A 22,442-nucleotide genomic window follows, 5' to 3' on the forward strand; every position below is an offset into this window, starting at 1 on the left:
GCCATGACCAATCCGGTTTTCGTGGCAGTGGATATGCCCGATGTGGCGGCTGCACGTGCGCTGGTGGCGGCAGTGGCGCCGCATGTTGGCGGGGTGAAGCTGGGGCTGGAGTTTTTCTGCGCCCACGGCCCGGCGGGTGTCGCCGCCGTGATGGAAAGCCAGTCGCTGCCGCTGTTCCTTGATCTGAAGCTGCACGACATTCCCAACACGGTGGCCGGTGCAATCAAGAGCCTGGCACCGCTGGCGCCGTCGATCCTGACGGTCCACGCCGCCGGTGGTCACGCCATGCTGGCGGCGGCCCGCGCTGCGGCGCCGGCCCTTACCCGCGTGGTGGCGGTGACCGTGCTCACCAGCCTGGATGATGATGATCTGCTGAGCGCCGGGGTGCCCGATGGGGCGGCTGTTCAGGCTGGCCGCCTGGCAGGGCTGGCACGCAGCGCCGGGCTGGACGGCATTGTCTGCTCGCCGCACGAGGTTGCGGCGGTGAAGGCGCAATGGCCCGGCGGCCTGTTCGTCATTCCCGGCGTGCGCCCGGCCGGCAGCGATGTGGGTGACCAGAAGCGCGTGATGACGCCAGCGCAGGCGCTGGCCGCGGGTGCCGGTGTGCTGGTGATCGGCCGCCCGATCACGGCGGCTGCTGATCCGGCCGCGGCGGCTGCCGCCATCGCCGCCAGCCTGTGACCCCGTTCAAGATCTGTGGCCTCAGCACCCCGGAAACGGTGGATGCAGCGGTTGCCGTGGGCGCTGCGCATCTGGGTTTCAACTATTTCGCGCCCAGCCCGCGCTTTGTCGATCCGGCCGCATCAGCCGCGCTGATCGCCCGCGTGCCGGCTGGTGTGGGCCGGGTGGCCGTGCTGGTGGCGCCCGATGAAGCGTTGGTCGCCGCCGTGATCGCAGCCGGCATTACCATCCTGCAGCTGCACGATGTGTCGCCTGAACGGCTGAACGAATTGAAATCGCGCCATAATATGCCGGTCTGGCTGGCGGCCGGCGTGAAAACCCGCGCCGATATCCGCGCGGCGGAAAAAGCCGCAGGGCCGGCCGACCTGTTGCTCCTTGATGCCAAAGCGCCTAACGACGCTCCGCTTCCCGGTGGCAATGGCCTGGCCTTTGATTGGCAATTGCTGGTTGATACGCGGCCGGGGCGGCCGTTCGGGCTGGCTGGCGGCCTGGGCATCGGCAATGTTGCCGAGGCCATCCGCCGGGTGGCGCCGGCGCTGGTGGACGTGGCATCGGGTGTGGAAGAGAGTGCAGGGGTGAAATCGGTGGAGAAGATCAGGGCCTTTGCCAACGCTGTGAGGTCGGCATGAACGCCGAAACAAGCTTGCGCGCCGGACCGGATGCCAACGGGCATTTCGGCCAGTTCGGTGGCCGCTATGTCGCCGAAACGCTGATGCCGCTGATCCTTGAGCTGGAGCAGGCCTATACGGACGCCAAGGCGGACCCGGCCTTCCACGCCGAGCTGGAAGACCTGCTCAAACATTATGTCGGCCGGCCCAGCCCGCTCTATTTCGCTGAACGCCTCACCGACGAATTGGGTGGTGCGAAAATCTACCTCAAGCGCGACGAGCTGAATCACACCGGCGCGCACAAGATCAACAACTGCATCGGCCAGATCCTGCTCGCCCGCCGCATGGGCAAGACGCGCATCATTGCCGAAACCGGCGCCGGCCAGCACGGGGTGGCGACGGCAACGGTGGCGGCGCGCTTCGGCCTGCCCTGCACCATCTTCATGGGCGCCCGCGATATCGAGCGGCAGGCGCCCAACGTGTTCCGCATGAAGCTGCTGGGCGCCGAAGTGCGCAGCGTCGAGAGCGGCAGCAAGACGCTGAAGGACGCGATGAACGAGGCGCTGCGCGATTGGGTGACCAATGTGCACGACACCTTCTACATCATCGGCACGGCGGCCGGCCCGCATCCCTATCCGGAACTGGTGCGCGATTTCCAGACGGTGATCGGCAAGGAAGCCCGCGCGCAAATCCTGGAGCGGGAAGGGCGCTTGCCCGATCTGCTGGTCGCCTCCATTGGTGGCGGCTCCAACGCCATCGGCCTGTTCCACCCGTTCCTTGATGACAAGGACGTGCGGATCGTTGGCATCGAAGCGTCGGGCAAAGGCCTGAACACGCACGAACATGCGGCTTCGCTGGCCGGTGGCCGCGCCGGGGTGCTGCACGGCAACAAGACCATGCTGCTGCAGGATGAAGACGGCCAGATCACCGAAGCCCACAGCATTTCGGCCGGCCTGGATTATCCCGGCATCGGCCCCGAACATGCCTGGCTGCACGCCATTGGCCGGGTGGAGTATCAGAGCGCCACCGATGCCGAAGCGCTGGAAGGCTTCCAGCTCTTGTGCCGCACCGAAGGCATCATTCCGGCGCTGGAACCGGCCCACGCCATCGCCGCTGTCGCCCGCATCGCGCCGACGATGGGCAAGGACCAGATCATCATCGCCAACCTGTGCGGGCGCGGCGACAAGGACATCTTCACCGTCGCCGCCGCGTTGGGAGTGACGATGTGAGCGACCGCCTGTCCGCCCGCTTCGCCGCCTGCGCTGCACAAGGGCGCGCTGCGCTGGTCACCTTCGTGACCGCGGGCGATCCTGATCTCGCCACCAGCGCCGAAATCCTCGCCGCACTGCCGGGTGCAGGCGCCGACGTGATCGAGATCGGCATGCCCTTCACCGATCCGATGGCCGATGGCCCGGCAATTCAGCGCGGCAATCTGCGCAGCCTTGCTGCCGGCACCACGCTACGCCAGCTGCTGGCGATGGTGACGGACTTCCGCAAGGCCGATGATGCCACGCCGATTGTGCTGATGGGCTATTTCAACCCCATCCTCGCCTTCGGCCCGGAGCGCTTTGCGGCCGCCGCCAGGGCCGCCGGCATCGACGGCTGCATCGTTGTCGATCTGCCGCCGGAAGAGGCTGGCGAACTGGTGCCCGCCCTTTCGGCCCATGGCCTGCACCTGGTGCGGCTGGCGACGCCGACCACCGATGCCCAGCGCCTGCCGGCCGTGCTCAATGGCGCGTCGGGTTTCCTCTATTATGTCGCTGTCGCCGGTGTGACCGGTGCCAACAGCGCGGCCGCCACCGACATTGCCGCCGCCGTGGCGCGCCTGAAGGCGTCCACCAGCCTGCCCATCGCCGTCGGCTTTGGTGTGCGCACGCCCGAGCAGGCTGCGGCGATTGCCGCCCATGCCGATGCCGTGGTGGTGGGCAGCGCCATTGTCGATGCCATCGGTGCGGCCGCCGAGGAACGCGCCAACGACATTCCCGCCCGCGTTGCCGCCCAGGTGGCGGCGCTGGCTCAGGCTGTGCGAACAGCCCGCAAGGAGCAAGCAGCATGAGCTGGATCACCCGCACCCGCCAGCAGTTGACGGGTTTCCTCGCCCGCCGCGACACGCCCGACAATCTGTGGACCAAGTGCAAGAATTGTGGCGCCATGGTCTACACCAAGGAATGGGAAGACAATGGCAGCGTCTGCCCGCGGTGCGACCATCATGATCGCATCGGCCCCAAGGCGCGCTTCACCCAGTTGTTCGACGGCGATTACAAGCTGCTGCCAGCGGCGAAAGTCGCGGAAGATCCGTTGAAGTTCAAGGATCAGAAGAAATACACTGATCGCCTGAAAGCGGCCCGCGCCGCCACCAGCGAACCCGAAGCCATGATGGTCGCCGATGGCCAGATCATGGGCCAGCGGGCAATCGTGGGCGTGCAGGATTTCGCCTTCATGGGCGGTTCGATGGGCATGGGCGTGGGGGAGGCTTTCCTGGCCGGTGTTGATGCAGCATTGGCGGCCAACGCGCCCTATATCGTCTTTACCGCGGCCGGCGGCGCCCGCATGCAGGAAGGCATTCTCTCCCTCATGCAGATGCCGCGCTCGACGGTGGGCATCCAGCAGCTGAACGAAGCCGGGCTGCCCTATATCGTCGTGCTCACCGATCCCACCACCGGTGGCGTGACGGCCAGCTATGCCATGCTGGGCGACATCCACATCGCCGAGCCCAATGCGCTGATTGGTTTTGCCGGCCAGCGCGTCATCGAACAGACCATCCGCGAGAAGCTGCCCGAAGGCTTCCAGCGCGCCGAATATCTGCTTGAACACGGCATGCTCGACATGGTGGTGCACCGCCGCGACCTGAAGGAAACGCTGGGCCGGCTGATTACCCTGCTGATGGCGCGCCGGCCAAAGGACATTGTGGCCGCGTGAGCCTGCCGCCGCCTCCGACCGGCGCGCGCATGCCGCCGGCGCGGTCTGACAACCCGCGCCTGGACGCGTTGCTCCGCAAGGCGCACGATCTGCACCCAACCGAGATCGATCTCACCCTCGGCCGGCTCGAACGCTTGCTGGCCGCGCTTGGCAATCCGCACCATCGCCTGCCGCCGGTGTTCCATGTCGCCGGCACCAACGGCAAGGGCAGCACCTGCGCCATGCTGCGCGCCTGCCTGGAAGCCGAAGGGCGGCGGGTGCATGTCTATTCGAGCCCGCATCTGGTGCGCTTCAACGAGCGGATCCGCCTTGCCGGCCAGTTGATCGACGATGATGCGCTGATCATATTGCTGAACGACGTCGTCAGCCGCAACGGCGAAGCGCCAATCACCTTCTTCGAACTCACCACGGCCGCCGCCTTCCTGGCCTTTGCCACGGTGCCGGCCGATGCCTGCATCATCGAGGTTGGCCTGGGCGGCCGGATGGATGCCACCAACATCATCCCCACCGCGCTGGTTTCGGGCATCGCGCAGCTCGGGCTGGACCACACGCAATGGCTCGGCCCGACCATCCTCGATATTGCCCGCGAAAAGGCCGGCATTGCGCGCAAGGGCGTGCCGCTGGTCACCGGCCGCCACCCGGCTGCCGTCACTGCCCGCATCGCAGAAGTCGCGGGCCTCGCCGGTGCCAAGCTATTGATTCGCGGCCAGGATTGGGATGCGGCGACCTATGAGGGCCAGCTGCATTACCGCGATGAAGCCGGAAAGCTGGCCGTGTCGTTGCCGCGCCTGGCCGGCATCCACCAGCACGACAATGCCGCGCTCGCCATCGCCATGCTGCGGGCCCAGACGGCGCTGCCGGTGAAGGATGCCGCCTATCGCGCTGGCATGGGCTGGGTGGAATGGCCGGCGCGGCTGCAGAAACTGGAAAGCGGGCCCCTGTGCGCCTTGTTACCGACGGGCAGCAGCCTGTGGATCGACGGCGGTCACAACCCGGCTGCCGGGCGGGCCCTGGCGGAAAGCGTGCGGCCCCTGCTGCAAAGCGGCCAGCGGCTGCTGCTGGTCACGGGCATGCTGGCGGCCAAGGATGCCGAGGGCTTTCTGAAGAGCTTTGCCGGCATGGCTTCGGCGCTTTATGCGGTGCCGGTGCCGGGCCATGCCGCGCATGATCCCGCCCGGCTGGCCGCTACCGCATCGGCCATGGGCATGGCCGCTGTCACCGCGCCGGATCTCACCAAGGCGATCCGTGCCATCGCACGCAACAGTGAAAGCCCGCCGCTGGTGCTGGTCACCGGATCATTGCACCTGGCAGGCAGGGCGCTGGAACTGAACGGCAATCTGCCGAGCTAAGCCTGGCCTAGGGCCGCCGGACCAGCAGCGTTACCATGGCCAGCCACGGTACTTCGGCCAGCACCTGCTGGCGCGCGCCGGGTGTGGTGGGCAGCAGCTGGATGCGGCCGCCGTCCACGGCGATCAGGCGACCAAAGGCAAAGCGGCCGGCCGGGCGCGGCGCCAGCACATCGCGGTTGATGGCGCGGCCGAATTGGGCCGGGGCAAGGCGTTGTGCCCACAGTTCGTCACCGCTGCGATAATCGCCCTGGGCGGTTTCCACCACCAGGCCGATCAGATCGGGTTGCGGTTGCGGCGGCAGCAGCGTGCGCGGGCGTTCGGGTGCATCGGCGCCATTGCTGCCGATCAGCGCCGCCACCGGCACATCGGCGCGGTCAGGCAGGGCGACCAGGCTGGAGGCCGGCACCGCCATCGCGGTAGCGATGCGCTCCAGCCAATCGATGGAGACGGTGCGCATGCCGGTTTCCAGCCGCCCGATGGTTTGCGGCGTGGTGGGCGGATCGCAGGCGGCGGCGACATCGGCCAGCGTGAAGCCACGCGCTTTGCGAACGTCGCGGATACGAGTGAGCATCTTTCCCTCTAAAATAACCTATGTGGTTAGTTCTGTCCTACAAACGTTGGTTTGTGCAAGGATTATCCTGCTTCCAACGTGCCATGAAGGAGATAAATCATGCCGCGCCGTGCCTCTGCAGCCTCGCCAGACATCGCTGCGCCAACCGAAAATCGCCTGCTGGCGACGCGAATCCTTGCCACGCCGGATATCGTCGATCGCGCCCGGGTGACGGTGAACCTGGCCGAATCGCCGCTGGCCTGGCTGGTGCGGCGCGGCCATGTCTCGCCGGTGCAACTGCTGGCCAGCGAACGGCTGCGCGCCGATTTCCACCATGCGCAACTGGGTCCGCGCGTGACGATGCGCTGGGATCCGCTGCCGGCAGCCGCGCGCCACAATGCGGGTGGGCCTCCCGATCTTTCCGGCGGACAGATTGCGGCCAAGCGCCGTTTCGAGGCGGCCGTCGCTGCCTGCGGGCCGGGCCTTTCCGATATCGCCTGGCGGGTGATCTGCCAGGGCGAAGGCCTGGAAGCGGCGGAACGGGCGCTTGGTTGGCCGGTGCGTGCGGGAAAACTCGTGCTGCAACTGGCGCTTGATCGGCTTGTCAGCCATTATGGGATGCAAATTTCGGAGTGAATCTCATGCATCGTGCCGCCCTGATCCTGCCGCTTCTGGCGCTTTCGGCCTGCGGGCTCAAGGCGGAATCCCTCGGTAGGGTGGGCGGCGCGCCGCCGTCGCTGATGCTTTCCACCCGCCTGCTCACGGCGGAAGGCAACAGCCTGGGCGAGGTCGAACTGCTGCAGATGGCCGACGGCGTGCAGCTGATCGCCACGGTGAAGGGGCTGCCGGTAGGCCAATATGCCATGCACCTGCACGCCGTCGGCCGCTGTGTTGGCCCGGATTTCACCAGCGCCGGGCCGCACTTCAACCCGGCGGGCAAGCAGCATGGCCGCGACAATCCGATGGGTGCCCATGCCGGCGATCTGCCCAATCTGGCCGTGACCGAGAAGGGCATGGGGGAGATGAACCTGATGCTGCCCGGGCTGCGCCTGGCCGATGGCGACGCGCCGCTGCTTGATGCCGATGGCGCGGCGGTGGTGCTGCACGCCAAGGCCGATGATTATCGCAGCGATCCGGCCGGCAATGCGGGCACGCGCATTGCGTGCGGCGAGGTGCGGAAAACAGGTGGGGCGACTGACGGGGCTTGAACCCGCGACCTCTGGTACCACAAACCAGCGCTCTAACCAGCTGAGCTACAGTCGCCACGACAATCCTGCCGGGAGGCGCGGGATAGACGAGGGCGGGGCCAGAGGCAAGCCAGAAGTTCCGGGCGTCGGTGCGTGAATGGCCGTTGCGCGTTGCGGAAATTTTATTACAATATGACGCAATGAAATCTCGCCTGTTGGAGTCGCCCTGATGACCGCTGCCACCGCTGCTGCCCATTTCGCCACCGTGCAGCTGGCCGCGCTTGATGCCGCTGGCGCGCCGGCGTTTGACAGCCATGAACGCGTGGCGCTGGTGCAGGATGTGGCTACCGGCCTGCATGCCATCGTGGCCATCCATTCCACCCATCTTGGCCCGGCGGCCGGCGGCGTGCGGCGCTGGGCCTATGCCAGCGAGACCGCTGCGCTCACCGATGCGCTGCGCCTGTCGCGCGGCATGAGCTACAAGAACGCCATGGCAGGCCTGAAGGCCGGCGGCGGCAAGGCGGTGCTGATTGCCCCACAGTCAGGCGGCGCACCCAAGACAGAGGCGCTGCTGGAAGCCTTTGGTGACGCCGTCGCCGCGCTGGGCGGCCATTATGTCACCGCCGAGGATGTGGGCATGACGGAGCACGACATGGTGGTCGTGTCCCGCCGCACCGCGCATGTCGCTGGCCTGCCGGTTGCGCCCGGCGAAGTGGGCGGCAATCCCGGCCCGTTCACCGCGCGTGGGGCACTGGCCGGGCTGAAGGCTGCCGTGCGCCACAAGCTGGGCAGCGATCGTGTCGCCGGCCTCCACGTCGCCATCCAGGGAGTTGGCAGCGTTGGCGGTGCGCTGGCCCGGGCGCTGGCCGCCGAGGGCGCGCGCCTGACCATCGCCGATTTCGATCCGGCCCGCGCTGCCGCACTGGCCGCTGAACTGGGCGCGACCCAGGTGGATGTTTCGGCGATCATGGCAGTGAAGGCCGACGTGTTCAGCCCGAACGCGCTGGGCGCGATCCTTGATCAGCACAGCATCGCCGCGCTCGACGTGGCGGTGGTGGCAGGGGCTGCCAACAACCAGCTGGCAACCCCCGAAGACGGCGCCCGGCTGGCGGCGCGCGGCATTCTTTATGCCCCCGATTATGTCATCAACGCCGGCGGCATCATTTCGGTGGTGGCGGAATATCTGGCGAAGACCGAAGGCAACAAGGTGACTCTGGCCGAGGTGCATGAACAGGTGGACGCCATCGGCCCGCGCCTGGCGGCCCTGTTTGCCGAAGCCGATACCAGCGGGCTGGCGACGGATGTGGTGGCGGACCAGACGGCGCAGCGGCTGATCGGGCGCTGAATCGCCACTCTCCGCTGCGACCGGACAAGACCAGACCCGCTCATGCCGAGCTTGTCGAGGCACGCACGGACTGGGGCGTGTGCCTCGACAAGCTCGGCATGAGCGGGTTTTGGCTTTGTCAGCTGGGCTACTGCCTCAATAATCCTTCTTCCAGCGCACGCTGGCCGAGGTGCCGCCCAGCGTTGCCACCTGGCTGAGCACCGACAAGGTGCGGGTCAGCCCGATCTCGATGCTGGTGGCGGTATAGCCCTGCGCGTCGGTAGCAAGCTCCACATAGACATTGCGGCCCACATATTGCCCGGCAGCGACGGTGGTGCGCCGGCCGGTGACGACATCGGCCGGCAGGATGCGCAGCCGATCGATGCCCAGCCCCTTGCCCACCGCGCCGATCGGATTGAAGCCGCCACCACGCAGGCTGGTCAGCGCACCGGCCAACTGGATGGCTTCGGGCGCCGAAAGATCGGTGACGCGGCTGCCGAACAGCACGCGCGACAGCACTTCGTCTTCCGGCAGGGCCGGCACGGAGCTGAACTTGATCTGCGGCCGTTGTGCGGTGCCCTCCACGGTCAGGAAGGCGGTGAAGCCGTTGCCGGTGTTTTCTGCGGTCACGGCAATGATCGGATCGGGCGGATAGCCGCCGACGAAGCGGATATCGCCGCGGGTGAGCTGGAAGCGTTTCCCGGCAAAATCATAATCGCCGCGCACCAGTTGCACCCGGCCAAAGAGTTCTGGCGTGGTGGCGCCGCCGCGCAGCCGCACATCGGCCTGCCATTCCGAATTGATCCCCATGCCCGTCACCAGCAGCCGGCGATCGGCCTTGATGGCAAGGTTGAACAGCCAGCGCGTGGGGGCGACATATTGCAGGGTACGCCGGCCGAGCACGCGGGTGTTCTTCTCTGTCACCTGCAGCACCGGTACATCGGCCACGGCCGTGCGCCCCACCCGATAATCGGCGCGCGACAGGGTGAGGGCGCCTGAAACGACGCCGCCATATTCGTCGGTCGCCACCCGGATATTGCCGCTGCCGGTGGCCGAGACATCGTCGCGGCCCAGGATGGCGGCGTTGGTCGCCACCATGCGGATATCCATCGGAAAGGCGCGTTCATAGCTCAAGTCGATGGCGCCCGACCCAGTGATGCTGCCCTGTCCGGATTTGCCGGCAAAGCGGGTGAGTTCCAGTTTTGAGGCGGTGAAGCGGGCATCCAGGCTGACATCGGTGGCCACTGCGCCCAACAAGGGCGCTTCCACCCGGCCGCCCGTGCCGCGGATCTGGCCCGCCACCTGCGGATCGCCCAGCGTGCCCGACACATCGGCCGCCACCTGCACCGCGCCGCGCACATCCAGCGCCGTCAGGCCGGACAAGCCCCACAGATCCTGCGCCGGCCCGGCATAGCGCAATTGGCCGGTAACACTGGCATCGAACAGGCGGGACACGAGGTCAGCCTCGCCGGCGGGGATCGGGCCCAATCGGGCCTGGGCACGGCCTTCCACCTTGCCGGCGCGCACGATCACCGCGCGCATCACCGTGCCGCCAGCACCGAGCGCCGCGTTGAGGCCAACGTCGATCGGGGTTGAGGTCGAGGTGATGTTGCTGCGCGACAGACCATTGAGGCGCAGGGCCGCCGTGCCGGTGGGGGCGGCATCCCCGGCCTGCGCCAGCGCCAGCGTGCCCGAAACCCGCCCGGCCAGATTGAGCGACGGATAGGCCAGGCCCACCATCTGCAGCGACACCTTGTCGAGCCGGGCATTGAGCCGCTTCGTCTCGCCCCAGTCGCCAGCCAATTCGGCATTGCCGAGCGCGCTGGTGAGCGTGACGGGCGCCAGGTGCCAGCCGGCGGCATCGCGGGTAATCACCGCTGGCCCGGCCAGTTTGGCGCCGCGGCCATCATATTCGCCGCCGCCGCTGATCTGCCAGCGATCGGGCGCGATGGTGCCGCTGAAGGCGAGGTTGAACGCCTCGCCGCTGTTGCCGGCCAGTGCCAGGCTGGCGGTGCCCGAACCGCCCTCCATGTGTAGCGCGCCGACCGCCTTTTCCACCACCAGGCTGCCGCGTTCCAATCCGGCCAGATCAAGCGCGGCATCGATATCGGGCCCGCTGGCCGGCAGCAGCACACGCGCTGCAAGCCGCAGCCGGTCAACCGTGATCGGCGTCGCCAGCGGCAGGTTGAGCATGTCGCCGGCCAGTGCCAGCTCAGCCAACTGCACGTCGCCGGCGGCCGACAGTTTGGCGCTGCCGGTGAGGCCCTTGCCGGCGAGCGCCAGCGTGCCGGCGAAAGGCCCGGCGGCAGACTGGTCCAGCCGGCCGCTGGCGACAAGATCGGCTGCTGCCAGCCGGTCGACATCGATCCGCAGCACCGGCGACAGCGTGATATCGGCCTTCAGCGTGACCGGCCCCAGCCCGGATTGCGCGTCACCCTCCACCCGCCAGCCATCGCCGGCGGGATCGATGCGGGCAGCGACAGCGGTGAGGCCATAGCCGGGCTTGGCCAGCCGGGCGGTGAAGTGCGGCGCGGCCGCAGTGCCTTCGCCATCGAGGGCGAATGGCCCCCAATCGAGGCTTCTGCCGGTGGCGGCCAGGGTGAAACGGCCATTGGCCCAACCCGCCCGCCCGGCAGCAGCCAGTTTCGGCGAGGACAGCGCCAGCTCCGACAGGGTGACCGCCAGGCCGGGCAGCAGTGCAAAACGCCCGCCCAGCGTGAGGCCGCCACCGGTGAGGCGCGTGAGCCCGCTGGCCGGCGGGCGCGCCGCGATCAGGCGGAATTCGCCGTTGCCGGCGATGCTCTGGTTGGCGCCGGGTTTCAGATTGGCGCGGAAGCTGGCATCGGCCAGTCCCAGTTGCGGCAACGCCCAACCGCGCACATCGCCCGTCGCGTTCAACCCCCAGGCGCTGGTGGCGGGCACGAACGACAGGCCGATGCGAGCGGCCAAGGGCCCACTGGTCAGCTTCAGATCATTGGTCTGCAACTGGCCCCTGGCATAAAGCAGCCGGCCTTCGGCGCGCCATTTGCCGGTCAGCGGCGCCAGATTTTCGGGGAGGCCAACAAGGCCCGTGGCGACGGCAACCAGCGGCACCGAAAGGCCCGTCTCGTTCAGATCGGCAATCCCGGCCACCGAAAGTCCGTTCAGCGCCAGCCCGCCCGGCAGCGCCAGCCGCTTTGCCAGCAGCCGCGCATCGACCAGCGGCGCCAGCAAGGGCCCGGCAAGGCGCGCGTTGAGCAGGCCCCCATCAACGCCCCACGATCTGGCGAGCGCGCTGCCATCTGCCAGCGCCAGCCGGGCTTCGGCGTCGGTCCAGCGTTCTTCGGCGCGGTCGATCCGGCCATTCAGGCGGCCAGTGAAGTGCCGGCCATCAGCGGTGAGCTTCAGTCGGATGAGGTCGCCATCGGGCACCAGTTGGGCCACCACGGCCAGCCCGCCGGCCAGCGCATCATTGGCAGCACCGCCCAGCAGCGGCAGCGGATCGATGCGCCCGCGCGCCGATAGCGCCCCCGCCTTGCCCGACAGCGCCAGATTGGCCAGCGGCGTGGTGCCCAGCCTGGCCACCAGCTGACCGGTCCAATCGCGCCAGCGCCCGCGCCCGGTGGCAGTGGCATTGAGCGGCGCCTGCAGCCGCGCCAGTGTCGTCACCAGGCCACCGGCTGGCGCGGCCAGCCTGGCATCCAGCGCGAACGTGTCGCGATCCGGTTCTGCATCAAGGTGCAGCGCCAGCGTATCGCCCGCCGCCACCGCCGTATCCAGATCGACCAGCGCCCGCCCGGCGTGGAGATCAAGCCGGCTTTTCGCGCGCAGCAGCCGCTGTGGCCCGGCGATACCCTTTGTCACGACCAGCCGGCCCAGTTCCAGCCTGTCGATGCTGATGTCGATATCGGGCAGGATGCGCGGATCGGCCACCGGCTTCAGGCGCGGCAGGCGTTCCAGCGTGGCATCGGGAATGATCAGTTCGGTGGCTTCGAAGCGGTTGCCGATCAGCGCCCGAGGTGACCAGTCGAGCGCCACGCGCGGGGCGCGGGCGAAGCGGCCATGCTGATCGTGCAGTTCCACGCCTTCCAGCGTCGCCTTGTCCCACAGGCTGCCGCTGATGCGCGTCACATGCAGCGAAAGGCCATTGGCCAGGCTGAAGCCGCCCAGCCTGCGCGCCGCCCAGTCGCGGCCGGGTTGCGTGTCGAGCGCGAAGGGCAGGGCGATGATCAGCGCCAGCAGCGCCAGCAGCGACAGCAAGGCAAGGCGCAGCCAGCGCCGCATCAGAACGCCTGCCCGATGGAAACATAGAACACCAGCCGGGGATCGCCCTGCTGCGGGTTCACCGGCGTGGCGATATCCACCCGCACCGGTCCAAAGCCGGTGTAGAAGCGCGCACCGATGCCGGCGCCGAGCGACAGCCGATCAAAGGCCGGGGTGGTGCCGGAGGAAACCTCGCCGGCATCGACGAAGGCGACAATGCCCAGATCCTGGCCCAGCGCCTGGAAACGATAGCGGGCTTCCACCGCCAGTTCGGTCAGGCTGTTGCCGCCGGTCGGCACATTGTCCTCATTGCGCGGGCCAACGCCCTGAAACACATAGCCGCGCACCGACCCGCCACCACCGGCATAGAAGCGCCGATCCGGTGCGATCACGCCGCGATTGGCGCCAACGATGCTGCCCAGATGAAAGCGCCCGGCCAGCACCAGGCTGTCGCCAAAGGGCTTGTAGGCCGTCGCTTCGAACTGGGCCTTGAGATAATTGAAATTGCTCTGGTTTCTCAGTGTGAATTCCGGGCTGAGGCGCGTGGTCAGCCGGAAGCCCCGCGAGGGGTTGAGCAGATCATCGGACCGGTCCCAGGTGATGCTGGCCGGCAGCGCCAGCACGGTGAAGGTGCGGCGCGGATCGCCGCGCACCGAACGGTCGCGCTGGCTGGTGATCAGCGCCTGGGCACCAATGCTCCAGGTCCAGTCCTTCTGCCACAGGATGTTGGATTCGCGCGCCAGCGCCGCCGATATGCCCAGCGTTTCGGCGGCAAAGGCGAATTGCTGGCTGGCCGTGAAGCCGCCGGTGACCAGCAACTGCCGATCACGCTGGCCGAAATTGCGCTTGCGCAGTTCCACCTGCGCCACCTGCTCGCGCTCGGCGGCGACGGCGCGGGCGGTGAAGGCGCCTTCGGGCGGAAACAGGTTGCGATGGGTCCAGCTGCCTTCGGCGCGTACGCCCTGGCCGGTGGAAAAACCGCCGGCCAGGGCGATGGTGCGCATGGGCGCGGCTTCGCTGCTGATTTCGAGATCGACCGTCTGGGTGCCATCCTCGCGCACTTCGCCCTCGCCGGGCTTGATCGCCACCGCGCCGAACAGGCCGGTCTGCACCAGCGCGCGGCGCAGATCCTCGCGCCCGGCGTTGCTGTACCGGTCTCCGGGTTTGAAGCGGGCGAGCAGGCCGACATGTTTTTCGTCCATGCCCTTCACGCCATCATCAATGCGGATCGCGCCAAACACGCCGCGCCGGCCAAGATCGACACTTTGCACCAGCGTGGCATCGCGGCTGGCGTGATCGATGGTGATGTCGGGCGGTGCGATGCGCGCGAACGGATAGCCGGCATCGGCAAGGCGGATCGGCAGGCCGTCCTGTGCCGATTGCACGCGCGCGGCTTCCACCGCATCGCCCACCCGGATCGGCAGCAGCCGGCCCACGATGCGCGCCGGATCGGGGCCCAGCGCGCCGATCGGGGCGGTGATGCTGATCTCGCGGAAATTGTAGATCGGCCCCGGCGTCGCCCGCACCCGCACGATGCTGGGCCTGCCGGCCTGTGCCGGCTCGATGCTGATCCGGGCCTGCCCGCCATAATGGCCGATCGAGCGCAGCAACAGATCGGCCAGATCGCGGTCTTCGGCGATGCGGCGGCCCAGTTGCGCCAGGTTGGTTTCCTCGCCCCGGTGCAGCCACAGCGCCGACAGGCTGCGGAATTCATCATCGAGGCCCAGTTCGGCCAGGCCGCTGACTTCCACGCTGTAGCGGACGGCGGCATCCGGAGCGTCGGCAGCGCCGGTGGTCGATTCGACATCGGGCCAGGCCACGGCATCGCTGTCGGGCAGATCGGGCAGGGGCGATTCCGGCCCCGGAATCGCATCGGTGGCAGGCGGCGGCATCGGCAGCGGTTCGGCAGCGGGCGCAGTCTGGGCCTGTGCGGTTCCGGCCGCAGCGACGAGCAAGAGGGGCAGCAACCGATGCACCAGACCGGGTTTACCGGATGGACAAGACAGCGCAAGCCGCAGCCGGCTCTGGCGCTCATCGCGTCTCTGGTGCAAGGGGCTGGGCATGGCGTCTCCCGGCTCTCCTGTTTCGCGGCCACCACAGCGCGGCGGCGGTATCTTCATTGCCTTTGGCCTGGTGGCGGGCGCAGTTGGCGGCACGCTGGTCGGGCAACCGTCGATCGGGCTGTTGGCCGGGTTTGGCGTGGGCGTGGTGGCGACCATCCTGCTGGCTCTGCGCGACCGCCGCTGAACGCCGCATTGCGCTGGCCGTTGGCTGCGCTATCACGGCCTGGCACTTACGGGGGAACGACGCGTGGCGAGCGGTTTGTTTGCACTGCTGGATGATATTGCCGCCATCGCCAAGGTGGCGGCAGCCAGTGTCGATGACATCGGCACCATGGCGGTTTCCAGCCTGGATGACACGGCAGCTGCGGCGGCCAAGGCTTCGGCCAAGGCAGCGGGCGTGGTGGTGGATGATGCAGCCGTCACGCCGCGCTATGTCGTCGGCTTCACGGCCGATCGCGAGATCCCCATCGTGGCCAAGATCGCGCGCGGCAGCTTGAAGAACAAGCTGGTCTTCCTGCTGCCTGGCGCGCTGGCCCTGTCATACTTCCTGCCCGTCGTCATCACGCCGCTGCTGATGGCCGGCGGCGCCTTCCTGTGCTTTGAAGGCGCGGAAAAACTGTGGGAAAAACTGACGCCGCATGACGAATTTGCCGAGGAAATCGGTGCCCTCGACCCGGTGGAAAAGGAACGCTCCATGGTGTCGGGCGCCATCCGGACCGACATGATCCTTTCGGCCGAAATCATGGCCATCGCGCTGGGTACGGTGGAGCAGGAACCGATTTTCGAACAGGCCGCCGCCTTGACCGTGGTGGCGCTGGGCATCACGGCAATGGTCTATGGCGCTGTCGCGCTGATCGTGAAGGCCGATGATTTCGGCGTGTTTCTGGCCCGCAAGAACAATGGCGCGCTGGCGGCGTTCGGGCGCGGCCTGGTCACCGGCATGCCGGCTTTCCTGGCCATACTGGGCTGGGTGGGCCTGCTCGCCATGCTGTGGGTGGGCGGCCATATCGTCATCGATGGCCTGCACAAGTTTGGCGCGCATCTGCCGCATGATCTGCTGCACGCCGCCATGCACGCGGTGGAGGGCGCCGGCGGCGTTGCGCGCTGGCTGGCGGAAGCGGGCGGAGCCGGCCTGTTCGGCATCCTGCTGGGCGGGCTGATTGTTGCCGGCCTGCACGCCATCCCACGCAAGGGTCATTGATTCGTGCGGCCTGTTTCTGTATTGTATCTACAATACACTGGAGCCTGAAGCCATGAAAAATGCCTTGATCGCCATCCTGCTGTGCGGCGTTGCCATCGCCGCCTGCGATGCCAACCGGAAGGAAAAGCTGGAAGAAGGCACCACGGCCGAGATCGCGCTGGAGAACAGCGAGGAAAATAGCAGCGATGGCGGGAAGGGCGAACTGAACATCAAGGCCGACATGGAATCGGGCGAAGTCGAACTGAAATTGCCCGGCGGCTTGGCAGGCAAGGTGAAGATCCCCGAAGGCATGGAACCTGATGCCAAGTTCGATCTTGATGGCCTGGGCCGTTATCCGGGGGCAAAGCTGGTCAATGTCGATGTGCAGGCCAGCGGCAAGGACGATGATGGCCGCGGCCAGGTCGTGCTGGGCTTCACGGCGCCCGGCACCGCCACGCAGGTGGCGGACTGGTATGCCAAGGCGCTGGCCGCCGATGGCCGCCCCGCCAGCCGCAGCGGCAACACGCTCACCGGCACCACCGATGATGGTGATCGCATGGTGATCGCCGTGGATGAAGGCACCGCCGGCGTCGCGCGCGGCCGCATCACCATCACCGACCGCAAGGGCTGAGCCGCGTCAGAGCCTGCGCGCCGCAAAGGTGTCGCAGCTGTTCATCTGCCCGGATTGCAGCCCGGCCTGCAGCCAGCGCATGCGCTGTGCCGACGTGCCGTGGGTAAAGCTTTCCGGATTCACCCGCGCCCCGGCCTTTTTCTGCAGCGTGTCATCCCCGATGGCCTCGGCAGCACGCAGGCCTTCCTCGATATCGCCGGGTTCCAGCAGATCGCGATTATGGTGTGCCCACACCCCGGCCAGGCAATCGGCCTGAAGTTCCTGCCGCACCGAAAGCGCATTGCCCTCCGCCGGCCCAGACGCGCGGCGGGCCTTCTGCACTTCGGCGGAAATGCCCAGCACCGTCTGGATATGATGGCCCACTTCGTGCGCGATCACATAGGCAGCGGCAAAATCGCCGGGGGCGCCAAAGCGGCGCGACAGATCATCGAAGAAGCTGGCATCCAGATAGACCTGCTGGTCTGCCGGGCAATAGAACGGCCCCATGCCGCTATCGGCCTGGCCGCAGCCGCTGTTCACGCCGCCTTCGAACAGGTTGAGCTTTGGCTGCGGATAGGGCTTGCCCAACTGATCGCGGAACACCGCATCCCAGGTGCGTTCGGTGCTGCCCAGCACCTTGGCAATGAAGCGGTCATGCGCGCCATCCAGAGCAGGGGGTGCTGATGGGGCATTGGCCTCCTGCGGCTGGCCCACACCCGGGCCACCAACGCCAGCACCTTCCACCATGCCGATCATTGCCAGCGGGTTCTGTCCCAGCAGCAGCGCGATCACGCCCACCACGATCATGCCGCCGATGCCGAGCTTGCCGCCGCCGATCGGCAGCCGCATGCCACCGCCCCCGCGCTCTCCGCGCCGATCTACGATGTTGCTGCTTTCCTGTTCGTCATCAAGGTTCATGGCCGGCGTCTCCCGGCCGGAACGTTACCGGCTGCGCCCGCCCGGCGCCAGCGCCTCGTTCACCAGCAGGGCGATGCGGCTGCCGGCCTTGGCCACCTGATCGCGCACGGCTGGCGTTGCCTTGCTGATATAATCGGGCGTCACTTGTCCACGCGGCAGGGTGCGCCGTTCCCCGCTGGGGATCGGGCACGAATCAGGATAGCCTTGCAGTTCCGGATAAGCGACCGTGCGCGAAATCTCCCACGCGTCCCGCGCCCAGATGGCGATCCGCGTGGCGGCTGGTTCGGCGGTGAAGGCGCGGCGCATGGCCGGCGTGATGCGCGGCGGGGTGATCGCCGGCGGTTCGGTCAGCGCGCGTTCGGCCAGATCCGAATCCCAGATCCGGTGCAGGTTCATGCGATCAAACGCCTTGGCGCCATAACCAGCACGGACCTGGTTGCCACCCAGATCGCCCTTGTCGCCCAGATGCAACGGCTGATGCATGTCGCCGGTGAAATGCACCAGGAAGGAAAAGGCCTGCAGACGTTCATGCGCCGGCCGGCTGCGATCAGCCAGGATGGCCTGCTGGCGCGGGATCTGCGCCGTCACGCAATCGCCGTTGGGGCACTTGGCGTTGATGTCGAACGGCGCACACACGCTGATGTTCTGATAATGCCACGGCGCCGAGAAAGCGAAACGCTCACTGTAGCGGCCGCGCACGCAATCGGGCCACACGCTGGCATCCTCGATGCTGGCCAGCCGGCATTCCGGCGTGTCCAGCCGGGCTTCCGCCCGCAACAGCCGCCGTACTTCGGCCCGCGCTGCCGGCGCCAGCTGGCTCCAGGCGATGCTGCCGGTCAGGCGGTGGGCAAATTCGCTCCACGCCCAGGCCGGCTGCGCGACCAGCAGGGCAAGGGGCAAAAGGGCGCGAATCAGGCGGTGCGACATGACCAACGCCCATGCCGCAGGATGGTGACGCTGGCCAGTGCCGCAGGGTGGCTGTATGGGCTTGCAAAGCGGCCCCTTGCTGCCAATCTCTGGGCCAACAGGATAAAGACAGACGATGCGAGATCCCTACAGCGTTTTGGGCGTGCCACGTTCGGCCAGCGATGCCGATATCAAGAAGGCGTTCCGCAAGCTCGCCAAGGACAATCACCCCGACCGCAACGCCGATGATCCCAAGGCGCTGGAGCGCTTCAAGGAAGCCAATCTGGCCTATGAACTTCTGTCCGACGCGGCCAAGCGCGGCCAGTTCGATCGCGGCGAAATCGGCCCCGATGGCCAGCCCACCAATCCCTTTGCTGGCGGGGGTTTCGGCGGCGGTGGCGGCTTCAACCCGCGCGATTTCGGCAGCGGTGCGCGCGCCGGCGGCGGTGCCGATTTTGCTGGCGCGGCCGATGATCTGTTTGCCGAAATTTTCGGCGGCCGCAGCCCGTTTGGCGGCAGCAGCGGCAGCGGCCGCGGCTTTCGCACCCAGGTGCGCGGGCCCGATGTTGCCTATCGCCTTACCGTGCCCTTCACCGACGCCGTGCAGCTGACCCCGCAGCGCGTCACCCTGCGATCGGGACAGACCATCGAGATCAAGCTGCCGGCCGGCCTGGAATCCGGCAAGCAGATGCGGCTGGCCGGCAAGGGCGAGCCCGGCCCCGGCGGCAACGGCGATGCCATTGTCACCATCGAGATCGCGCCGCACCGCGCGCTCAGCCGCGATGGCGACGATGTGCGGCTGACACTGCCGATCAAGCTGGACGAAGCCGTGCTGGGCGCCAAGATCCGCATGCCCACCGCCGAAGGCATGGTCTCGCTTTCCATTCCGCCCGGCACCAGTTCGGGCCGCATGTTCCGGTTGAAGGGCAGGGGCTTCCGCAAGCTTGATGGCACCCGCGGAGATCAATTGGTGACGGTGCAGATCGATATTCCGCCGGATGATGAAACGCTGAAGGCCTTTGCCGAAAGCTTCCTTGATCCGCGCAATATCCGTGCCACGCTTGATGGCTGAAGCCGCCTCTGCCCGGCGCCTGTCGCTGCGCCGCATCGTGGCCGATACTGTCGACGGGACGTTCCAGCACGGCTTCACCCATGCCGGAAACCTCGCCTATCTCAGCCTGGTCACGCTGTTTCCGTTCGTCATCCTGCTCGCCTCCATTGCCGGTCGGCTGGGCCGCACCGCCGATGGCCTGGCGGCGGTCAACGGCTTTCTGAATGCGCTGCCGCAAGGAGTGACGGCCATCATCGCGCCAGCCATCCGCGACGTGGTGGCGGCGCCGGCCACGGGCGGCGTGGTCACCTTCGGCCTGATCGTCGCGCTGTGGACCAGCAGCGGCGTGCTGGTCACACTCAGGACCATCGTGCAGCAAGCCTATGGTACGCCATCGGAAATGCCGTTCTGGCGCTGGCGGCTGATCGGATTGGCCGAAGTGCTGGCGCTGGTGATCCTGCTGCTGCTGGCCTTTGCCGCGCAGGTGGTGGTGACAGGCGCGGAAACCTTCGTCTATCGGCTGATGCCGATGGCGGCCAATGTGTTTCCGGCGCTGGGCCTGCAGCGCATCGTGCCGGCGCTGCTGCTGTTTCTGGCGCTGTGGTCGCTGTTCTCGGTGCTGTGCCCGCGCCGTTTCCGGGTGGCGCCGAGTTGGCCCGGTGCGCTGGCCACGGCGGCGGCGTGGACGGCCACCACCCTGGCGCTGCCGCGTGCCCTCACGCTGTTCAATGATTATGCGCTCACCTATGGCAGCCTGGCGGGGGTGATCATCGCCTTGCTCTATTTCTACATCATCGGCCTTGGCCTGGTGCTTGGCGCGCAACTGAATGCCGCTGTCGGCCGTGCCCGGCTGGAAATTGCCGCAATTGCCCATTAAGGCCGCCTCCAAGGAGATTTTCATGGGAATCATGACCGGCAAGCGCGGCCTCATCATGGGCCTGGCCAACGACAAGAGCCTGGCCTGGGGCATTGCCAAGGCCCTGGCCGAACAGGGCGCCGACCTCGCCTTCAGCTATCAGGGCCCGATGATGGAAAAGCGGGTGCGCCCGCTGGCCGAAGCGCTGGGCGTCGCGCGCCTGTTCGAATGTGACGTCTCCAGCACCGAAAGCATGGATGCCTGCTTCGCCGCGTTGGCCGCCGAATGGCCGACCATCGATTTCCTCGTCCACGCCATCGGCTTTTCCGACAAGAACGAGCTGCGCGGCCGCTATGTCGATACCAGCCTGGATAATTTCCTGCTGACCATGAACGTGTCCGTCTACAGCTTCACCGCGGTGGCCCAGCGAGCCGCCGCGATGATGCCTGCAGGCGGCGCCATGCTCACCCTGTCCTACTATGGCGCTGAAAAGGTGATCCCGCATTACAACGTGATGGGCGTGGCCAAGGCGGCGCTGGAATGCAGCGTGAAATATCTGGCGATGGACCTCGGCCCGCAGAATGTGCGCGTCAATGCCATTTCCGCCGGCCCGATCAAGACGCTGGCTGCCAGTGGCATCGGCGATTTCCGCTACATCATGAAGTGGAACGAATATAACAGCCCGCTGCGCCGCAATGTCACCATCGAGGATGTCGGCGGCGCCGGCCTTTACCTGCTCTCCGATCTCGCCAGCGGCGTGACCGGCGAAACCCACCATGTCGATGCCGGCTACAATGTGATCGGCATGAAGGCGGAGGATGCGCCGGATATCGGGCTCGAAAAATGAGCCTGAACAGCTTCGGACATCTGCTGCGCTTCACCACCTGGGGCGAGAGCCACGGGCCGGCGATCGGTGCGGTGGTGGATGGTTGCCCTCCCGGCCTGGCGCTGTCCGAAACCGATATCCAGCCCTTTCTCGACAAGCGCCGGCCCGGCCAGAACAAGTTCACCACCCAGCGCCAGGAGCCGGATGCAGTCCGCATCCTGTCGGGCGTGTATGAAGGCCAGACCACCGGTACGCCGATCAGCCTGATGATCGAGAATGTCGATCAGCGCTCCAAGGATTACAGCGACGTCGCCGCCAAATATCGGCCCGGCCACGCTGATTATGCCTATGATGCCAAATATGGCCTGCGCGATCCGCGTGGCGGTGGGCGCTCGTCGGCGCGTGAAACGGCGAGCCGCGTGGCCGCTGGCGCAGTGGCGCGAAAAATCATTCCCGGTGTGAACATAACGGCCTATCTGGTTGAAATCGGAGGCGTCTCCATTGATCGCAGCCGGCTCGATCTGGCCGAGATGGAGCGCAATCCCTTCTGGTGCCCTGACGCTGTGACCGCCGCCATCTGGGCCGAAAACCTCGACGCGGCGCGCAAATCCGGCTCCTCGCTTGGCGCCATCGTCGAATGCGTGGCCACCGGCGTGCCGGCCGGGTGGGGCAGCCCGCTCTACCACAAGCTGGACGCGCAACTGGCCAACGCCGCCATGAGCATCAACGCGGTGAAAGCCGTCGAGATCGGCGACGGTTTCGCCGCTGCCCGCCTGCGCGGTGAAGAAAACGCTGATCGCATGCGGCCCGGCGAAGGCGGCCCGGAGTTCCTTTCCAACCATGCGGGCGGTATCGCGGGCGGTATCTCCACGGGCCAGCCGATCGTGGTGCGCATGGCGCTCAAACCCACCAGTTCGATCCTCACGCCGGTCGAAACCATCACCAGGGACGGCGCTGCCGCCGAAATCGTCACCAAGGGCCGCCATGATCCGTGCGTCGGCATCCGTGCCGCCCCGGTGCTGGAAGCGATGGTGGCGCTGGTGCTGGCCGATGCCATGCTGCTGCACCGGGGGCAGACCGGCCGCTGAGCCAAAAGGGAGGCGGCGCGGCTGGTTCCCCCCGGAAGACCAGCCCCGATACGCTGGGTGAGCGCGCCGCCGTGTCTGGAAAAA

At 67.2% G+C, this 22,442-nt stretch carries 21 protein-coding genes and 1 tRNA gene; 16 read left to right on the plus strand and 6 right to left on the minus strand.

Features of this window, described 5'->3' with window-relative positions; all coding sequences use genetic code 11:
- Positions 1-3: 3 nt before the first annotated feature.
- The 6 genes from pyrF to D619_RS0114790 are packed head-to-tail and all read left to right on the plus strand — an operon-like array spanning position 4 to position 5,557.
- Positions 4-681, plus strand: coding sequence for an orotidine-5'-phosphate decarboxylase (pyrF, locus tag D619_RS0114765; protein WP_017669379.1), 678 nt, complete (start codon positions 4-6; stop codon positions 679-681).
- Complete coding sequence (locus tag D619_RS0114770) at positions 678-1,310, plus strand: phosphoribosylanthranilate isomerase (protein ID WP_017669380.1); 633 nt, start codon at positions 678-680, stop codon at positions 1,308-1,310. The genes pyrF and D619_RS0114770 overlap by 4 nt, the downstream gene beginning before the upstream one ends.
- Complete coding sequence (gene trpB / locus D619_RS0114775; RefSeq protein ID WP_017669381.1) at positions 1,307-2,518, plus strand: tryptophan synthase subunit beta; 1,212 nt, start codon at positions 1,307-1,309, stop codon at positions 2,516-2,518. The genes D619_RS0114770 and trpB overlap by 4 nt, the downstream gene beginning before the upstream one ends.
- The gene (trpA, locus tag D619_RS0114780) at positions 2,515-3,345 is read left to right on the plus strand and encodes a tryptophan synthase subunit alpha (protein WP_017669382.1); all 831 of its coding nucleotides are present in this window, start codon (positions 2,515-2,517) and stop codon (positions 3,343-3,345) included. Before trpB ends, trpA begins: the two co-directional genes overlap by 4 nt.
- Complete coding sequence (gene accD, locus D619_RS0114785) at positions 3,342-4,208, plus strand: acetyl-CoA carboxylase, carboxyltransferase subunit beta (RefSeq protein ID WP_017669383.1); 867 nt, start codon at positions 3,342-3,344, stop codon at positions 4,206-4,208. Before trpA ends, accD begins: the two co-directional genes overlap by 4 nt.
- Positions 4,205-5,557, plus strand: coding sequence for a hypothetical protein (locus tag D619_RS0114790; protein ID WP_017669384.1), 1,353 nt, complete (start codon positions 4,205-4,207; stop codon positions 5,555-5,557). Before accD ends, D619_RS0114790 begins: the two co-directional genes overlap by 4 nt.
- Before the next feature lie 7 nt (positions 5,558-5,564).
- Here D619_RS0114790 and D619_RS0114795 read toward each other — a convergent pair whose 3' ends face one another.
- Entirely contained in the window at positions 5,565-6,128 is a 564-nt protein-coding gene (locus tag D619_RS0114795; protein WP_017669385.1) for a helix-turn-helix transcriptional regulator, read from the minus strand.
- Between the two features lie 99 nt (positions 6,129-6,227).
- Between D619_RS0114795 and D619_RS0114800 the strand changes: the two genes are divergently transcribed.
- Together D619_RS0114800 and D619_RS17715 are read left to right on the plus strand one after the other, a co-directional pair.
- Entirely contained in the window at positions 6,228-6,743 is a 516-nt protein-coding gene (locus tag D619_RS0114800; RefSeq protein WP_017669386.1) for a DUF6456 domain-containing protein, read from the plus strand.
- Between the two features lie 5 nt (positions 6,744-6,748).
- Complete coding sequence (locus D619_RS17715) at positions 6,749-7,315, plus strand: superoxide dismutase family protein (protein ID WP_026091095.1); 567 nt, start codon at positions 6,749-6,751, stop codon at positions 7,313-7,315.
- Here D619_RS17715 and D619_RS0114810 read toward each other — a convergent pair.
- Positions 7,294-7,370: transfer RNA gene (locus tag D619_RS0114810), tRNA-His, on the minus strand. The two genes, D619_RS17715 and D619_RS0114810, sit on opposite strands and share 22 nt — an antisense overlap.
- 153 nt (positions 7,371-7,523) lie before the next feature.
- Here D619_RS0114810 and D619_RS0114815 point away from each other — a divergent pair.
- Entirely contained in the window at positions 7,524-8,639 is a 1,116-nt protein-coding gene (locus D619_RS0114815) for an amino acid dehydrogenase (RefSeq protein ID WP_017669387.1), read from the plus strand.
- 135 nt (positions 8,640-8,774) lie between these two features.
- On the opposite strand, the gene D619_RS0114820 is transcribed toward D619_RS0114815, so the two are convergent.
- Together D619_RS0114820 and D619_RS0114825 are read right to left on the minus strand one after the other, a co-directional pair.
- The gene (locus D619_RS0114820) at positions 8,775-12,881 is read right to left on the minus strand and encodes a translocation/assembly module TamB domain-containing protein (protein WP_017669388.1); all 4,107 of its coding nucleotides are present in this window, start codon (positions 12,879-12,881) and stop codon (positions 8,775-8,777) included.
- Positions 12,881-14,836, minus strand: a complete 1,956-nt coding sequence (locus D619_RS0114825) for a BamA/TamA family outer membrane protein (RefSeq protein ID WP_017669389.1) — start codon at positions 14,834-14,836, stop codon at positions 12,881-12,883. Before D619_RS0114825 ends, D619_RS0114820 begins: the two co-directional genes overlap by 1 nt.
- Positions 14,837-14,921: 85 nt before the next feature.
- Here D619_RS0114825 and D619_RS17960 point away from each other — a divergent pair, with 85 nt between their 5' ends.
- The 3 genes from D619_RS17960 to D619_RS17480 all read left to right on the plus strand — a co-directional run bounded on the left by D619_RS17960 (position 14,922) and on the right by D619_RS17480 (position 16,734).
- Positions 14,922-15,107: a hypothetical protein gene (locus D619_RS17960; RefSeq protein ID WP_017669390.1), complete on the plus strand. Its 186-nt coding sequence runs from the start codon at positions 14,922-14,924 to the stop codon at positions 15,105-15,107.
- A gap of 63 nt (positions 15,108-15,170) precedes the next feature.
- Complete coding sequence (locus D619_RS0114835) at positions 15,171-16,124, plus strand: DUF808 domain-containing protein (protein ID WP_026091097.1); 954 nt, start codon at positions 15,171-15,173, stop codon at positions 16,122-16,124.
- Between the two features lie 52 nt (positions 16,125-16,176).
- Positions 16,177-16,734, plus strand: a complete 558-nt coding sequence (locus D619_RS17480; RefSeq protein ID WP_017669392.1) for a hypothetical protein — start codon at positions 16,177-16,179, stop codon at positions 16,732-16,734.
- 6 nt (positions 16,735-16,740) lie between these two features.
- Here the strand turns inward: D619_RS17480 and D619_RS0114845 are convergent, their stop codons facing one another.
- Entirely contained in the window at positions 16,741-17,631 is an 891-nt protein-coding gene (locus D619_RS0114845) for a neutral zinc metallopeptidase (protein ID WP_017669393.1), read from the minus strand.
- Positions 17,632-17,655: 24 nt separating this feature from the next.
- A complete protein-coding gene (locus D619_RS0114850; protein ID WP_017669394.1) occupies positions 17,656-18,558 on the minus strand; it encodes a S1/P1 nuclease in 903 nt (300 codons plus the stop codon).
- Positions 18,559-18,673: 115 nt separating this feature from the next.
- On the opposite strand from D619_RS0114850, the gene D619_RS0114855 reads away from it, so the two are divergent.
- The 4 genes from D619_RS0114855 to aroC are packed head-to-tail and all read left to right on the plus strand — an operon-like array spanning position 18,674 to position 22,358.
- Positions 18,674-19,609, plus strand: a complete 936-nt coding sequence (locus D619_RS0114855; protein WP_017669395.1) for a DnaJ C-terminal domain-containing protein — start codon at positions 18,674-18,676, stop codon at positions 19,607-19,609.
- Positions 19,602-20,465 carry a YhjD/YihY/BrkB family envelope integrity protein gene (locus D619_RS16930; protein WP_017669396.1) on the plus strand — a complete coding sequence of 288 codons (864 nt, stop codon included), beginning with the start codon at positions 19,602-19,604 and terminating at the stop codon, positions 20,463-20,465. Before D619_RS0114855 ends, D619_RS16930 begins: the two co-directional genes overlap by 8 nt.
- Positions 20,466-20,496: 31 nt before the next feature.
- Positions 20,497-21,291, plus strand: coding sequence for an enoyl-ACP reductase FabI (gene fabI / locus D619_RS0114865; protein ID WP_026091098.1), 795 nt, complete (start codon positions 20,497-20,499; stop codon positions 21,289-21,291).
- On the plus strand, positions 21,288-22,358 hold the full coding sequence (gene aroC, locus D619_RS0114870) for a chorismate synthase (RefSeq protein WP_017669398.1): 1,071 nt from the start codon (positions 21,288-21,290) through the stop codon (positions 22,356-22,358). The genes fabI and aroC overlap by 4 nt, the downstream gene beginning before the upstream one ends.
- Positions 22,359-22,442: the final 84 nt, after the last annotated feature.

Source organism: Sandarakinorhabdus sp. AAP62 (genome assembly GCF_000331225.1).
Classification (GTDB): domain Bacteria; phylum Pseudomonadota; class Alphaproteobacteria; order Sphingomonadales; family Sphingomonadaceae; genus Sandarakinorhabdus.

What these genes read in the sequence shown, in the direction of transcription:
- pyrF (WP_017669379.1), top strand. Translation starts at nt 4, where the DNA reads ATGACCAATCCGGTTTTCGTGGCAGTGGATATGCCCGATGTGGCGGCT.
- trpB (WP_017669381.1), top strand. Translation starts at nt 1,307, where the DNA reads ATGAACGCCGAAACAAGCTTGCGCGCCGGACCGGATGCCAACGGGCAT.
- accD (WP_017669383.1), top strand. Translation starts at nt 3,342, where the DNA reads ATGAGCTGGATCACCCGCACCCGCCAGCAGTTGACGGGTTTCCTCGCC.
- D619_RS0114795 (WP_017669385.1), bottom strand. Translation starts at nt 6,128, where the DNA reads ATGCTCACTCGTATCCGCGACGTTCGCAAAGCGCGTGGCTTCACGCTG.
- D619_RS0114800 (WP_017669386.1), top strand. Translation starts at nt 6,228, where the DNA reads ATGCCGCGCCGTGCCTCTGCAGCCTCGCCAGACATCGCTGCGCCAACC.
- D619_RS17715 (WP_026091095.1), top strand. Translation starts at nt 6,749, where the DNA reads ATGCATCGTGCCGCCCTGATCCTGCCGCTTCTGGCGCTTTCGGCCTGC.
- D619_RS0114815 (WP_017669387.1), top strand. Translation starts at nt 7,524, where the DNA reads ATGACCGCTGCCACCGCTGCTGCCCATTTCGCCACCGTGCAGCTGGCC.
- D619_RS0114820 (WP_017669388.1), bottom strand. Translation starts at nt 12,881, where the DNA reads ATGCGGCGCTGGCTGCGCCTTGCCTTGCTGTCGCTGCTGGCGCTGCTG.
- D619_RS17960 (WP_017669390.1), top strand. Translation starts at nt 14,922, where the DNA reads ATGGCGTCTCCCGGCTCTCCTGTTTCGCGGCCACCACAGCGCGGCGGC.
- D619_RS17480 (WP_017669392.1), top strand. Translation starts at nt 16,177, where the DNA reads ATGAAAAATGCCTTGATCGCCATCCTGCTGTGCGGCGTTGCCATCGCC.
- D619_RS0114845 (WP_017669393.1), bottom strand. Translation starts at nt 17,631, where the DNA reads ATGAACCTTGATGACGAACAGGAAAGCAGCAACATCGTAGATCGGCGC.
- D619_RS0114850 (WP_017669394.1), bottom strand. Translation starts at nt 18,558, where the DNA reads ATGTCGCACCGCCTGATTCGCGCCCTTTTGCCCCTTGCCCTGCTGGTC.
- D619_RS0114855 (WP_017669395.1), top strand. Translation starts at nt 18,674, where the DNA reads ATGCGAGATCCCTACAGCGTTTTGGGCGTGCCACGTTCGGCCAGCGAT.
- D619_RS16930 (WP_017669396.1), top strand. Translation starts at nt 19,602, where the DNA reads ATGGCTGAAGCCGCCTCTGCCCGGCGCCTGTCGCTGCGCCGCATCGTG.
- fabI (WP_026091098.1), top strand. Translation starts at nt 20,497, where the DNA reads ATGACCGGCAAGCGCGGCCTCATCATGGGCCTGGCCAACGACAAGAGC.
- aroC (WP_017669398.1), top strand. Translation starts at nt 21,288, where the DNA reads ATGAGCCTGAACAGCTTCGGACATCTGCTGCGCTTCACCACCTGGGGC.